A 14196-nucleotide genomic window follows, 5' to 3' on the forward strand; every position below is an offset into this window, starting at 1 on the left:
TACTTTGCGTAACTTTACCATTGCGCTTGATGCCATGGGGGGTGATTTTGGCCCCCATATTTCTTTACCTGCAAGCTTAAAATCTCTACAGAAACATCCTAATCTAACACTAATTATTGTTGGTGATAGTCAGCAAATTACCCCTTTATTGCAAACATACCATTTATCAGACCACACTCGAGTTAAATTTGTGCACGCCCCTGAAATTATAACAATGGAAGATGATCCCGTTTTAGTATTACGTCATCGATCTCAGTCTTCAATGTTAGTTGCGTTACAATTGGTAGCAGAAGGCAAAGCTGATGCTTGTGTAAGTGCAGGTAATACTGGTGCGTTGATGTTATTGGCCAAGTATATTTTAAAAACAATAAAAGGAATTTCTCGGCCGGCATTAGTTTCGGCTATTCCTAATAAAAAAGGTAATAATACCTATTTTATGGATTTAGGGGCCAATTTACAGTGCGAATGCGATACTTTATTTAACTTTGCTGTGATGGGGAGTGTTTTATGCGAAAAAGTAGAAAGCAGAAGCAAGCCTAATGTGGCATTGTTAAACATTGGTCGTGAAAATAACAAAGGCAGTGACTCAATAAAACATTGTGCGAGTTTGTTAAAAGAAACCAAATATATTAATTATACAGGTTTCGTTGAAGCAAATGAGCTATTTGATGGAGATGCTGATGTTATTGTTACAGATGGTTTTAGCGGTAATATTGCATTAAAAAGTTATGAAGGAATGGGCAGACTATTTTTATCGGAACTGAAAAAAGCAATCAATACCAATTGGTATACTAGATTATTGGGTAAGTTATTAAACCCATTGATAAAAAACCAGTTAAAACATTTACATCCAGATCTGTATAATGGGGCTAGTTTAGTAGGATTGTGTGGTATTGTGGTAAAAAGTCATGGTGGTGCTAATGTAGATGCATTTAGCCATGCTATAGATCAAGCCACAAAAGAAATTCAATGGCAGATACCTTCTTGTATTAGTACAAGACTAGCATCTGTCTCAGCAGAGCGAGATTGTTTATTACATGAATAGCAAAATTATAGGTACGGGTAGTTATTTACCAGCAGCAGTACGCACTAACCAAGATTTAGAGAAAATGGTTGATACCAGTGATGAGTGGATCACAGTGCGAACTGGTATTAAAGAGCGTCGTATTGCCAGTGAGCAAGAAACGATTGCATTCATGGGTAAAGAAGCTGGGGAAAAGGCTTTACAAGCTGCTAACTTATCTGCGAATGATTTAGATTTAATCGTTGTTGCAACAACGAGTAATCAAAATGCATTTCCTTCAGCAGCATGTGAAGTACAGAATTTATTAGGTGTTTACGATATTCCTGCTTTTGATGTTGCAGCTGCTTGTGCTGGCTTCACTTATGCATTAAGTGTTGCTGACAACTTTATTAAAGCGGGAAATGCAAAAAATGTATTAGTGATTGGTGCTGATGCATTAGCTGCGACTTGCGATCCAGAAGATCGTAGTACTATTATCTTATTTGGTGATGGTGCTGGTGCAGTTGTTTTAACAGCAACAGAAGAGGTTGGTATTTTATCGACACATATTAACGCTGATGGTCGTTTTGGGGATTTATTAAAATTACCAAACGTTGTCCGTGGTGAAGAAAGGTCTGTTACAGATTCTTATTTATCAATGGCCGGCAATGAAGTGTTTAAAGTGGCTGTTAAAAAACTAAGCCAAGTTGTAGTGGATACATTAGCTGCAAATGATATTGAAAAAGAGAAACTAGATTGGTTAGTACCGCATCAAGCGAATCAGCGAATTATTGCTGCAACCGCAAAAAAATTGGGTATGTCGATGGATCAAGTTATTCTAACACTCGATAAACACGGTAATACTTCAGCAGGTTCTGTTCCACTTGCACTCGATGAAGGTGTAAGAAGTGGTAAGATTAAACCTGGTCACCTGGTGCTGTTAGAGGCATTCGGTGGTGGTTTTACTTGGGGTAGTGCACTAGTTGTAATGTAAATTATATTTGTAATTGCATTATAAATAAAAATACTAAAAGAGATTAGGGGTAAAAATGACAAATTTTACATTTGCCTTTCCTGGCCAAGGTTCGCAAAGCTTAGGTATGTTAGCTGATTTAGCAGCAACATACCCTGTAGTGATTGATACATTTAAAGAAGCAAGTGATGCACTTGGATATGATCTTTGGGCATTATGCCAAGAAGGTCCTGTAGAAACACTAAACCAAACAGATAAAACACAACCAGCATTATTAGCTGCTTCTGTTGCTATTTGGCGTGTATGGTCTGAATTAGGTGGTGAAAAGCCAACGACAATTGCAGGGCACAGTTTAGGTGAGTATTCTGCCTTAGTTTGTGCGGGAGTCATTGATTTCAAAGAAGCGATTAAGTTAGTTGAGCTTCGCGGTCAATTAATGCAACAGGCTGTACCAGCTGGCGTTGGTGCAATGTACGCCATTATTGGTTTAGGCGATGCAGAGATTCAAACGGCTTGTGAGAAAGCAGCTGAAGGTGAAGTTGTTTCGCCTGTTAACTTTAACTCTCCAGGGCAAGTTGTTATCGCTGGAAACAAAGGTGCCGTTGAGCGTGCTGGTGCATTATGTAAAGAAGCAGGCGCGAAAAGAGCGTTGCCTCTACCTGTTTCAGTGCCATCACATTGTGCTTTAATGAAGCCTGCCGCTGATGAGCTAGCTATTGCTTTGCAAACTGTTAAATTTAATACACCAACTATTTCAGTGATTAATAATGTTGATGTTGCAATTGAAACAGACCCTGAAAAAATTAAAGATGCATTAGTTCGCCAATTATATTGTCCAGTTCGTTGGACAGATATTATTGTTAAAATGGCTGACTTAGGTATTAATTTACAAGTTGAAGCGGGCCCTGGCAAAGTATTAAGTGGTTTAGTTCGTCGTATAGATAAAAGTTTTGCTGCGCAAGCGATTAATGATACAGCAAGTTTAGACGCAGCAAGTGCTGCGGTTAAAGGAGAATAAAATGAGTATGCAAGATCAAGTTGTTTTAGTAACTGGCGCGAGTCGTGGTATCGGCCGAGCAATTGCTGAAAGCTTTGTTGCATTAGGTGCGACTGTTTTAGGTACAGCAACAAGCGAAGGCGGTGCTGCTTCAATTAGTGAGTACCTTGGTACTTCAGGTAAAGGTTTTGTTTTAAATGTTACAGAAAACCAATCAATTGAAGCTTTATTTGCAGATATTAAAGTTGAATTTGGTAGTGTTGATGTATTAGTTAACAACGCTGGTATTACACGTGATAACTTATTAATGCGTATGAAAGATTCTGAATGGGATGACATCATTGAAACTAACTTAACGCCTATTTTTAAGTTAAGTAAAGCTGCACTTCGTCCAATGATGAAAAAACGTGTAGGCCGTATTATTAATGTTGGCTCTGTTGTTGGTACAATGGGTAATGCAGGACAAGCAAACTATGCTGCAGCGAAAGCAGGCGTGATTGGTTTTACTAAATCATTAGCACGTGAAGTCGCTAGCCGTGGTATTACTGTTAATACTGTCGCACCTGGTTTTATCGAAACAGATATGACTAAAGCATTAAATGATGAGCAGCGCGCTGCTACATTAGCGAATGTACCTGCTGGTCGTTTAGGTGATCCAAAAGAGATTGCTGCAACTGTTGTATTTTTAGCCTCTGAAGGAGCTGCTTATATAAATGGTGAGACCATTCACGTCAATGGTGGCATGTACATGGTCTAATTGTTGACAAATGGTGTTAAACAATTAATCTACAAAAAGATAGTAATTCGTCTAATTTATTGATTAAAATCTATAAATACTGGTCTAACCAGTGATAGAATACTTGAATATTAAACGCGATAGAATAAACTACCGCAACTTAACGCAAAAGCGTAATTACATAGGAAGATAAAAAATGAGCAATATCGAAGAACGCGTAAAAAACATCATCGTTGAGCAATTAGGTGTTCAACTTGACGAAGTTAAAAACGAAGCTTCTTTCGTTGACGATCTTGGTGCTGATTCACTTGATACAGTTGAGCTTGTAATGGCTCTTGAAGAAGAATTTGATACAGAGATCCCAGATGACGAAGCAGAGAAAATCACTACTGTTCAATCTGCGATTGATTACGTTGTTAACAACGGTTAATTCTTCACGTTTAGTGTAGAAATTTCTAAAGGCGGTCTTGTGACCGCCTTTTGTCTATTTAAACATTAATAAATTGTACGCAAATAATAGCTAAGTATTTTCATATCAACTTAAACAATCTATTCACTAATCATATTGATATAAACATAAAGTTTTTAGTTATTGTTTTTAAAGCTTCATTTAGGAGAGTCTAGTGTCAAATCGTCGTGTTGTAGTAACCGGTTTAGGTATGATCTCACCAGTAGGTAATACGGTAGAGCAATCATGGGAAGCAATTCAAACTGGTAAAAGTGGAATTTCAAATATTGAACACTTTGATACAGAGAAATTTTCAACTAAGTTTGCAGGTCTTGTAAGAGACTTCAATGTTGAAGAATACATGCCAAAGAAAGATTCACGTAAAATGGATTTATTTATCCAATACGGTGTTGCTGCAGCTGAACAAGCATTTCAAGATTCAGGTCTAACGGTTAATGATGATAATGCCGAGCGAATTGGTGTTGCAATTGGTTCTGGTATTGGTGGTTTAGGTATTATCGAGCAGAATAAAGATAACTTAAACAAAACGGGTCCACGTAAAATTAGTCCGTTTTTTGTACCTGCATCAATCATTAATATGATTTCTGGGCATGTATCAATCAATAAAGGTCTGAAAGGCCCAAACATCGCTGTTACAACAGCTTGTACAACGGGAACGCACAGCATTGGATTAGGTGCTCGTATGATCCAACATGGTGATGCAGATGTTATGTTTGTAGGTGGTGCTGAAAAAGCATCGACTGAATTAGGTATGGGTGGCTTTGGTGCTGCTCGTGCACTTTCAACACGTAATGATTCTCCAGAAACAGCAAGTCGTCCATGGGACGAATCACGTGACGGTTTCGTTTTAGGTGATGGTGCTGGCGTATTAGTTATTGAAGAATATGAACATGCTAAAGCACGTGGTGCAAAAATTTATGCTGAAGTTGTTGGCTTTGGTATGAGTGGTGATGCATACCACATGACGTCACCACCAGAAAGTGGTGCAGGTGCTGCATTATCAATGAAAAATGCAATCCGTGATGCAGGTATTGATGCAAGTCAAATTCAATATATCAATGCTCATGGTACTTCTACTCCAGCGGGCGATATCGCTGAAACACAAGCTGTTAAAAGCATTTGGGGAGAAGCTGCAAACTCAGTTATGATGAGCTCAACTAAATCAATGACCGGTCACCTATTAGGTGCTGCGGGTGCAATTGAAGCGATATTCAGCGTACTAGCTCTGAAAGATCAAGTTGCGCCACCGACAATTAACCTAGTTAACCCAAGTGAAGGGTGTGATTTAGATTATGTTGTTGACGGTAAAGCACGTCCTGCCAATATTGAATATGCATTATCAAATTCATTTGGCTTTGGCGGTACAAACGGGACATTGATCTTCAAACGTATCTAGTTTTTTCGTTTGTCTCGAATAATAAAAACCCGATTGTATTAATCGGGTTTTTTTATGTCTCATGAACTTGCTACAATCATCTTTTCATTTTGTCTAAGGTGAATGATTTATGTTAATTAATGGTCTAGAAAAAAATTCAATCAATGCAAGCGATCGTGGATTGGCTTATGGCGATGGTCTTTTTTCTACGATTAAAGTTGAACAAGGAAAAGTAGTTGATTGGCCATTACATTTAGCTCGTTTAAAACTGGGGGCTGAACGCTTATTTTTTCCTTTAATTGATTGGGCTGTTTTAGAGCAAGAAATTGTTAGTTATGCTGAAACGACAGCACATTTCGCACATCATGTTTTAAAAGTAATGTTGACAAGAGGTAGTGGCGGCCGAGGTTATAGTATAACTGGTTGTGATGACGTACAGCGTATTATCAGCCTGTCAGCTTTTCCGGAAGGATATTTAGAGTGGCAGAAGAATGGCATTGCTATCGTCCAGTGTAAAACACAGTTAAGCCGTAATAAACACCTCGCCGGGATAAAGTCCTTAGCTCGATTAGAACAAGTGTTAATTAAACAAGAACTAGCCAGTTTAAATGCGTTAGAAGGATTGGTATGTGATGAGTTTGGTCATGTTATTGAAGCCTGTAGTGCTAACTTATTCATTTATTTAAATGGGCAATGGGTAACGCCAAGTTTAGATTTCTCTGGTGTTGCAGGTGTTATGCGTGCGCGTATTTTACAACATCCCAGCTTATCTATCGTTGAGCGCGAAATAACATTAGATGAAGTAAATCAAGCAGATTGTTTATGCTTAACAAACGCTTTAATGGGTATTATTCCAGTGAATAACTATCAAGGTAAGGGTTATTCAAAACAACAATTGCAGCATGTGACTAAATTACAAATGCTGATCAACCAAGGAAGTTACTGATAATGGTAAAGAAAATATTACTGGTTTTTTTATTTTTAGGTGTCGCTATGCTGGGCGTATTAATTTGGGGTAAACAACAGCTAAATACCTACTTAGAGACTCCAAGAGTTAATGAAGAGCAGTTATTTACCTTACCAGATGGTAGCTACTTTTCACATTTAGCACCTCAATTAATAGCGCAGGGATTATTGGACAATGATCGTTGGTGGCGCGTACTATCAAAATTAAGACCGGAGCTAACCCATATAAAATCTGGTACTTATCTATTGCCTAAAGGTGCAAGCTTAGAAGAGCTACTGGTTATTTTCAATGAAGGTAAAGCATTTCAATTTAAGTTAACGTTTGTAGAAGGCAGTACTTACAAAGATTGGCTGAATGTACTAGCAAAGGCAAAGCAACTTAAACCTTTAGAATATTCAGAAGCAGATCTATTATCGAAATTAGGCAGTAAAGAAACAAAGATAGAGGGATTACTTTTCCCTGAAACATATCACTACACGGCCAATATGAGTGCCTATAGTGTGATTAAAAAGGCCTATTTACATCAACAAGCCGTGGTTAAAAAACTATGGGAAAAACGTGATCCTGACTTGCCTTATAAAACACCTTATGAAGCTTTGATCATGGCTTCAATTATTGAAAAAGAAAGTGGCTTAAGTGATGATCGGGATAAAATTGCTTCTGTGTTTGTTAATCGTTTAAGAATTGGGATGCGTCTGCAAACGGATCCAACGGTTATTTATGGCATGGGCGAACGCTATGATGGGCGTATACGTACAAAAGATTTAAGAGAAAACACTGCTTATAATACTTATACTATTGATGGTTTACCGCCAACACCAATTGCAATGCCAAGTGAAGAAGCACTTTATGCAGCCTTGCATCCAGCTCAAACAAAGTATTTATATTTTGTTAGTAAAGGCGATGGAACATCGTATTTCTCTAAGAATTTAAGAGAACATAATAATGCCGTTAATAAATATATCCGAGGAAAATAGTATGTCTGCGCAACAAAAACTGGCGGGTAAATTTATCGTTATTGAAGGCTTAGAAGGCGCGGGTAAAAGTACCGCTATTCAATATATTAAGAACTGGTTAACTGATAAAGGTTTAGCTGAAGAAAATATTGAATTAACTCGAGAGCCGGGCGGGACAGTATTAGCGGAAAAAATACGAGATATTGTAAAAATGGATGTGCTTGACGAAACATTGGATGATAAAGCTGAATTATTACTTATGTATGCTGCACGTGTGCAACTTGTGGAACATAAAATTAAACCTGCATTGGCTAACCAGAAGGTTGTGATTGGTGATCGTCATAATTGGTCTTCTTTAGCTTATCAAGGGGGAGGTCGTGGTATTGATCTTGGCTTAATTAAAGATATTAAAGAAGTTGCGTTAGGAAATTTCAAAGCGGACTTTACATTGTTTTTAGATATTGACCCAGAACTTGGATTACGTCGAGCAAGAGGTCGTGGCGAGTTAGATCGGATTGAACGTTTAAATATCGACTTTTTTAATCGTTCTCGTCAAGTCTTTCAAGACTTAACTGAGGCGGAAACTAATGCAGTGTGTATTGATGCCAGTCAGAGTTTTTTGCAGGTTGAAGAAGCAATTCATCAACAACTTGATCACTGGTTAGCAGGTTTATAAATGGCCAAAGAAAAGCAACCAATAGACAATAGCGAAGAAATATTTAATCATGTGACTACACCTTGGTTAACTCCTTTCTATCAACACTTACAGAATACTTATCAGCAAGGGCGTTTTCCTCATGGCTTATTATTTACTGGAAGTGACGGAATAGGAAAGTTTAAGGTTGCTAAACAAGTCGCTCAGTACTTATTGTGTACAGATAAACAGGATAATGATGCTTGTTTTAAGTGTCATTCGTGTTTATTAATGAAGGCAAATAATCACTTAGACTACTATTTTCTAGAAGCTGAAAAAAATAAATCGATCGGTATCGATCAAGTGCGTTTATTGACAGAAAAGTTAAATGAACGACCACAACTTGGTAATAATAAAGTCGTGTTACTTAAAGGTGCTGAGCAATTAACTGAAGCGGCTGCCAATGCTTTGTTAAAAACCCTAGAAGAACCTCAAGGTGATAGTTATTTAATTTTATTAGCTAGAACACATCATCAATTAATGCCAACATTATTAAGCCGTTTACAACAAACTCACTTACATAGTCCTGATGATCAAACATTAATTAATTGGTTATATGAGTTAGGCTATCAAGTCAGTGATTTGGGCGTGTTAAGGTGGTTTCAAAATAGCCCTTTATCGCTATTAAATCATTTGAAAGCCTTACAAGAAGATGCATCGCTTGATACAAGGCGCCAATGTGTAGAGGGTTTATTTAGTTTATTGTACCAACCGGTTAATCTATTTAAGTTTAGCCAATTATTGGCGGCTAATGTAGAACAAAATCTATTACTGCTATTTCATCTATTGCATGATATTCATAAGCTAAAAATAAATAAAAATCAGCTTAATAACGATGCAATATACTACTTTGCGTTACCTCAATTACAGCAATGGCAGTTACAATTAAGTTTAAAAAGTTTACGTTTATTAAGTGAAGAAATATTAAAAACACGTAGTTTATTAACAGCGCATTCTTCACTAAAAAAAGAATTATTAATTAATGCATTATTAATAAAAATAAAAAACGAATTTAAGGAAGTATAATTATGTTAGTTGATTCTCATTGTCACCTTGACCGATTAGATTATAAAGAAAAACATAATGATATTGCGGATGTAATTAATAAAGCAAAAGATAAAGGCATCACTCATTTACTCAGTGTCTGCGTGACTTTAGATGATTACCCAGCGATGGCGGAAATGATAAAACCTTTCCCACAAGTTTCTAGCACCTGTGGTGTTCATCCGTTATACAAAGAGGCGGTGATGGATGAAGATTTGTTACTTGAGTATGCTAGTGCAGAAAAAGTAGTCGCAATTGGTGAAACTGGATTAGATTTTTTCTATTCACCAGAAACAAAGGAATGGCAAATAGATGCTTTCCGTCGACAAATTCGTGTCGCAAAAAAGCTTAAAAAACCATTGATTATTCATACTCGTGGCGCTCGTCAAGATACCTTAGATATTTTAAGAGAAGAAGGAGCTGAAGAAGTCGGGGGCGTTTTGCATTGTTTTACAGAGTCTATCGAAATGGCTGAAGAAGCAATGAAGATGGGCTTTTATGTATCAGTGTCTGGGATAGTGACCTTTAAAAATGCGAAGGAACTGCAATCGGTTATCAAAGCAATTCCACTCGATCGTTTATTAGTGGAAACGGATTCTCCTTACTTGGCGCCAGTGCCACACCGAGGACAAGAGAATGAGCCCGCTTTTACACATGATGTTGCGATGTTTGTGGCAGAGTTAAAAGGCGTGACTTATGAAGAGCTTGCTGAAATAACAACCAAAAATTACTTTAATTTATTTAAAGGTGCTAAACAGTAATTTGATTCGATTTTAATGGTTTTAGGAGAAGTGAAGTATGCAAACAGTATGGTTAAGTGGACAAGAAATTATACCGTCTAAAGTAGTCTGTATTGGACGTAACTATGTAGAACATATTGCTGAATTAAATAATGAAGTACCAACAGAACCGGTTATTTTTGTTAAGCCAAACTCTGCTATTTCATCACAAATTAAAACTCATGCCGTTGATGAAGTTCACTATGAAGCTGAAATATCGTTAATTGTTAAAGACAATCAGTTTATTGGTGCAGGTATCGGCTTAGATCTGACTAAGCGTCAAGTACAAAGTGTATTAAAAAGCAAAAGTTTACCTTGGGAACGAGCGAAAGGATTTGATGCATCTGCGGTTTTTTCTGAATTTGTAGCAATTAATAATGAAGTGGATACCTTGAGTTTAGTGTTATCCATTAACGATGCAGTCATTCAACAAGCTAATTATGACTTAATGATTTATAAGCCAAACCAAATTGTTGATGCTGTTAAAGAGTTCATGTCATTTGAGACAAACGATATTTTAATGACGGGCACGCCTAAAGGCGTCGGTAAAATTAAGCAAGGTGATAAATTTACAGGGCAGCTTTTTGCACAGGGTGAGCTCTTACTCTCAAAAGATTGGGTTGTTCTGTAACGCAGGAATAAACCGGTAAATTATTACAATCGTTATTCTTAAGTTATTTACGCTGAGGTGAATTTAAAATATTTGTTCATTTCAGCGTTTAATCTTCAGCAAACACTCCACAACACTAGCCATATCTATTTGATCTGCGTAAAATTACGTTCATATTTTTTATCACTTCTTTTAAAGTAGAGTAAATTAAATGCAGCATCTAGATGAAATCGTTGCTAATGCGCAACAGCAGATCGATAACGCCGCAGATACAAATGAACTAGAAGAAATTCGTTTACAGTATCTTGGTAAAAAAGGTCTTATGACCGAGCAAATGAAAGGTTTAGGTAAATTACCACCGGCTGAAAAACCAGCTGCAGGGCAGTTAATCAATAAAGCAAAACAAGCTATCCAAGCCGTTTTAGTTGAACGTAAAAAAGGTATGGAAGAAGCAATCTTAAATGAGAAACTTGCTTCTGAAACTATCGACGTGACATTACCAGGACGCGGCTCAAAGCAGGGTAATGTTCACCCAGTGACACGTACCACTGAACGTATTGTTGAATTCTTTAGTGAGTTGGGTTTTGAAGTTAAAGATGGTCCTGAAGTTGAAGATGGTTACCATAACTTTGATGCATTAAATATTCCACCACATCATCCAGCCCGTGCAGATCATGATACTTTCTATTTCAATCCTGATTTAGTACTACGTACGCAAACATCAGGTGTACAGATTCGTACAATGGAAAAGCAAGAGCCGCCAGTTCGTATTATTTCTCCTGGACGTGTTTATCGTAACGATTACGACCAAACACATACACCAATGTTCCATCAAGTTGAAGGGTTAATGATTGCAGAAAACGTAAGCTTTACACAGCTTAAAGGTATTTTGCATGACTTCTTACATAACTTCTTTGAGCAAGATTTAGAAGTACGTTTCCGTCCATCATACTTCCCTTTCACTGAGCCTTCTGCTGAAGTGGATGTTAAAGGTGAGAATGGTTGGTTAGAAGTATTAGGTTGTGGCATGGTCCACCCAAGCGTTTTAAAATCAATGGGTGTTGATCCTGATAAATACTCTGGCTTTGCCTTTGGTATGGGCATTGAGCGTTTAACAATGTTACGTTACAACGTTAATGATTTACGTTCATTCTTTGAAAACGATCTTCGTTTCCTCAAGCAATTCAAATAAGGGTTAATAATAATGAAATTTAGTGAAGCTTGGTTACGCGAGTGGGTTAACCCAAACATTACACGTGATGAATTAACACACCAAATTACGATGGCTGGTCTTGAGGTTGATGACGTAGACCCAGTTGCTGGTGAATTTACAAAAGTATTAGTAGGCGAAGTGGTTGAATGTGGCCAACATCCAGATGCTGACAAACTACAAGTAACTAAAATCAATATCGGTGAAGAAGAGTTAATCGATATCGTTTGTGGTGCTAAAAACTGCCGTTTAGGGCTAAAAGTAGCTGTTGCGGTTGTGGGTGCTGTTTTACCGGGTGATTTTAAAATTAAAAAAGCAAAACTACGTGGCCAACCATCATTTGGTATGTTGTGTAGTGAATCAGAACTAGGTATGGCTGATAGTGCTGACGGTATTATCGAATTACCTGCTGACGCACCTATTGGTCAATGTGTTCGTGAATATTTAAACCTTGATGACGTGATCATCGATGTTGATTTAACTGCAAACCGTGCAGATTGTTTAGGTATTGCAGGTCTTGCTCGTGAAGTCGCTGTATTAAATGGCATTGAAGCAACTCAACCAACTTGGGAAAATGTTGCGGTATCAATTGATGATCAAGTTGCTATTAACTTGCAAGCTACTGAAGCATGTCCGCGCTACTTAGGTCGTGTGATCAAAGGGATCAATCAAAATGCAACAACACCGCTATGGATGGTTGAAAAACTTCGTCGTTGTGGTGTACGCAGTGTTGATGCTGTTGTAGATATTACTCAGTATGTATTACTAGAGTTTGGTCATCCAATGCATGCGTTTGATTTATCTAAGCTTGAAGGTGGTATCGAAGTTCGTTTAGCTAATCAAGACGAAGCATTGACGCTACTAGACGGTAAAGAAGTTAAATTAAATGCAGATACATTAGTGATTGCAGATCAGTCAAAAGCGCTAGCAATGGCGGGTATTTTTGGCGGTCAAGACTCTGGTGTTCAAGAAGGTACAACTGATATTTTCTTAGAAAGTGCTTTCTTTGCACCATTAGCAATTGCTGGTCGTGCACGTAGCTACGGTTTACATACAGATGCTTCACATCGTTACGAGCGTGGTGTTGACCCGCTATTACAAGCAACTGCAATGGAACGTGCTACGCAGTTATTAGTAGATATTTGTGGTGGTGAAGTTGGCCCGATTACAGAAGCTGTGAGTGAAGCAAACTTACCTAAACAGGCAACCATTACTTTACGTCGTAGCAAGTTAGATCGTTTAATCGGTATTTCAATTGATGCAGAGCGTGTTCAAGAAATTCTATCGCAATTAGGTTGTGAAGTAACAGAAACGCCTGAAGGTTGGTCTGCAATTGCACCAAGCTACCGTTTTGATATGGAAATTGAAGAAGACCTAATTGAAGAAGTTGCACGTGTATTCGGTTACAACAACATCCCAAATATTGCTCCTCAAGCTGCACTTACTATGCCAGCACATAATGAATCACGTTTAAAATTATCTAAAATTCGTGATGTATTAGTAAATCGTGAGTATCAAGAAGCAATCACTTACAGCTTTGTTGATCCAGACAAGCAACTGAAATTACACCCAGAATCAGATGCATTGGTGTTACCACATCCGATCTCTAAAGATATGTCAGCAATGCGTGTTAGTTTATGGTCTGGGTTATTAGAAAGTGTTTCTAAAAATCAAAAGCGTCAGCAAGGTCGTGTTCGTTTATTTGAAACAGGTTTACGTTTTATTAAAGATGAAAATGCTGAAAATGGTATTCGTCAACAAGCAATGTTGTCAGCGGTTATTATTGGTAATACGCATGATGAACATTGGTCAATTGAAAATCGTGCGGTTGACTTCTTTGATCTTAAAGCTGACCTGGAAGCCGTGCTAGACCTAGCTGTAGATGCATCTAGTTTTGAATTCGTTGCTGAAAAACACAGTGCATTACACCCTGGACAATCAGCAGGTATTTATCGCAATGGTGTGAATATTGGTTACATTGGCAGCTTGCATCCAAGCTTGAAAAAACCGTTTTCATTAACAGGCCAAGCGATTGTATTTGAAATTGAAATTGATGCAATTTTAAATCGCCAGCTACCTAAAGCAACAGGACTTTCTAAATTCCCAGCAAACAGCCGAGACTTGGCTTTTGTAGTAGATGAGCAAGTAAATGCTGGTAAGGTCTTAAAATTTATAGAAAAAATTGGCGGTTCTGATCTAGTTAGCATAAACTTGTTTGACGTATACCAAGGCGCAGGTGTAGAGGAAGGTAAGAAAAGCTTAGCAATAGGCTTGATCTTACAAAATTCGACACGTACCTTAGAAGAACAAGAAATTGCTGAGAGTGTGAATGCAATCGTTGAAGCAGTTTCTTCGGAGTTTAATGCATCGTTGAGAGATTAAT

At 37.7% G+C, this 14196-nt stretch carries 14 protein-coding genes; all 14 read left to right on the top strand.

The window, feature by feature from the left end; all coding sequences use genetic code 11:
- Positions 1–4 precede the first annotated feature (4 nt).
- Positions 5–1045, top strand: a complete 1041-nt coding sequence (gene plsX / locus V6256_RS07695) for a phosphate acyltransferase PlsX (protein WP_341597500.1) — start codon at positions 5–7, stop codon at positions 1043–1045.
- The gene (locus V6256_RS07700) at positions 1038–1997 is read left to right on the top strand and encodes a beta-ketoacyl-ACP synthase III (RefSeq protein WP_341597501.1); all 960 of its coding nucleotides are present in this window, start codon (positions 1038–1040) and stop codon (positions 1995–1997) included. The genes plsX and V6256_RS07700 overlap by 8 nt, the downstream gene beginning before the upstream one ends.
- A gap of 55 nt (positions 1998–2052) precedes the next feature.
- Positions 2053–2994: an ACP S-malonyltransferase gene (gene fabD, locus V6256_RS07705; RefSeq protein ID WP_341597502.1), complete on the top strand. Its 942-nt coding sequence runs from the start codon at positions 2053–2055 to the stop codon at positions 2992–2994.
- Between the two features lies 1 nt (position 2995).
- Positions 2996–3730: a 3-oxoacyl-ACP reductase FabG gene (fabG, locus tag V6256_RS07710; protein ID WP_341597504.1), complete on the top strand. Its 735-nt coding sequence runs from the start codon at positions 2996–2998 to the stop codon at positions 3728–3730.
- A 175-nt stretch (positions 3731–3905) separates the two neighbouring features.
- Positions 3906–4139, top strand: a complete 234-nt coding sequence (gene acpP, locus V6256_RS07715; protein WP_025562459.1) for an acyl carrier protein — start codon at positions 3906–3908, stop codon at positions 4137–4139.
- 193 nt (positions 4140–4332) lie between these two features.
- Positions 4333–5574: a beta-ketoacyl-ACP synthase II gene (fabF, locus tag V6256_RS07720; RefSeq protein ID WP_341597506.1), complete on the top strand. Its 1242-nt coding sequence runs from the start codon at positions 4333–4335 to the stop codon at positions 5572–5574.
- 109 nt (positions 5575–5683) lie between these two features.
- Positions 5684–6499, top strand: coding sequence for an aminodeoxychorismate lyase (pabC, locus tag V6256_RS07725; protein WP_341597508.1), 816 nt, complete (start codon positions 5684–5686; stop codon positions 6497–6499).
- A gap of 2 nt (positions 6500–6501) precedes the next feature.
- Complete coding sequence (gene mltG, locus V6256_RS07730; protein WP_341597509.1) at positions 6502–7497, top strand: endolytic transglycosylase MltG; 996 nt, start codon at positions 6502–6504, stop codon at positions 7495–7497.
- A 1-nt stretch (position 7498) separates the two neighbouring features.
- Positions 7499–8152, top strand: coding sequence for a dTMP kinase (gene tmk, locus V6256_RS07735; RefSeq protein ID WP_341597510.1), 654 nt, complete (start codon positions 7499–7501; stop codon positions 8150–8152).
- The gene (holB, locus tag V6256_RS07740) at positions 8153–9196 is read left to right on the top strand and encodes a DNA polymerase III subunit delta' (protein WP_341597511.1); all 1044 of its coding nucleotides are present in this window, start codon (positions 8153–8155) and stop codon (positions 9194–9196) included.
- A gap of 2 nt (positions 9197–9198) precedes the next feature.
- A complete protein-coding gene (locus tag V6256_RS07745) occupies positions 9199–9975 on the top strand; it encodes a TatD family hydrolase (RefSeq protein ID WP_341597512.1) in 777 nt (258 codons plus the stop codon).
- Between the two features lie 37 nt (positions 9976–10012).
- Positions 10013–10624 carry a fumarylacetoacetate hydrolase family protein gene (locus tag V6256_RS07750; protein WP_341597513.1) on the top strand — a complete coding sequence of 204 codons (612 nt, stop codon included), beginning with the start codon at positions 10013–10015 and terminating at the stop codon, positions 10622–10624.
- A gap of 190 nt (positions 10625–10814) precedes the next feature.
- On the top strand, positions 10815–11795 hold the full coding sequence (gene pheS / locus V6256_RS07755) for a phenylalanine--tRNA ligase subunit alpha (protein WP_341597514.1): 981 nt from the start codon (positions 10815–10817) through the stop codon (positions 11793–11795).
- Positions 11796–11807: 12 nt separating this feature from the next.
- Positions 11808–14195, top strand: coding sequence for a phenylalanine--tRNA ligase subunit beta (gene pheT / locus V6256_RS07760; protein WP_341597515.1), 2388 nt, complete (start codon positions 11808–11810; stop codon positions 14193–14195).
- Position 14196: the final 1 nt, after the last annotated feature.

Source organism: Psychromonas aquatilis (genome assembly GCF_038155185.1).
GTDB lineage: Bacteria > Pseudomonadota > Gammaproteobacteria > Enterobacterales > Psychromonadaceae > Psychromonas > Psychromonas aquatilis.

What these genes read in the sequence shown, in the direction of transcription:
- pheS (WP_341597514.1), top strand. Translation starts at nt 10,815, where the DNA reads ATGCAGCATCTAGATGAAATCGTTGCTAATGCGCAACAGCAGATCGAT.
- mltG (WP_341597509.1), top strand. Translation starts at nt 6,502, where the DNA reads ATGGTAAAGAAAATATTACTGGTTTTTTTATTTTTAGGTGTCGCTATG.
- V6256_RS07745 (WP_341597512.1), top strand. Translation starts at nt 9,199, where the DNA reads ATGTTAGTTGATTCTCATTGTCACCTTGACCGATTAGATTATAAAGAA.
- pheT (WP_341597515.1), top strand. Translation starts at nt 11,808, where the DNA reads ATGAAATTTAGTGAAGCTTGGTTACGCGAGTGGGTTAACCCAAACATT.
- V6256_RS07750 (WP_341597513.1), top strand. Translation starts at nt 10,013, where the DNA reads ATGCAAACAGTATGGTTAAGTGGACAAGAAATTATACCGTCTAAAGTA.
- acpP (WP_025562459.1), top strand. Translation starts at nt 3,906, where the DNA reads ATGAGCAATATCGAAGAACGCGTAAAAAACATCATCGTTGAGCAATTA.
- tmk (WP_341597510.1), top strand. Translation starts at nt 7,499, where the DNA reads ATGTCTGCGCAACAAAAACTGGCGGGTAAATTTATCGTTATTGAAGGC.
- holB (WP_341597511.1), top strand. Translation starts at nt 8,153, where the DNA reads ATGGCCAAAGAAAAGCAACCAATAGACAATAGCGAAGAAATATTTAAT.
- V6256_RS07700 (WP_341597501.1), top strand. Translation starts at nt 1,038, where the DNA reads ATGAATAGCAAAATTATAGGTACGGGTAGTTATTTACCAGCAGCAGTA.
- fabG (WP_341597504.1), top strand. Translation starts at nt 2,996, where the DNA reads ATGAGTATGCAAGATCAAGTTGTTTTAGTAACTGGCGCGAGTCGTGGT.
- fabD (WP_341597502.1), top strand. Translation starts at nt 2,053, where the DNA reads ATGACAAATTTTACATTTGCCTTTCCTGGCCAAGGTTCGCAAAGCTTA.
- pabC (WP_341597508.1), top strand. Translation starts at nt 5,684, where the DNA reads ATGTTAATTAATGGTCTAGAAAAAAATTCAATCAATGCAAGCGATCGT.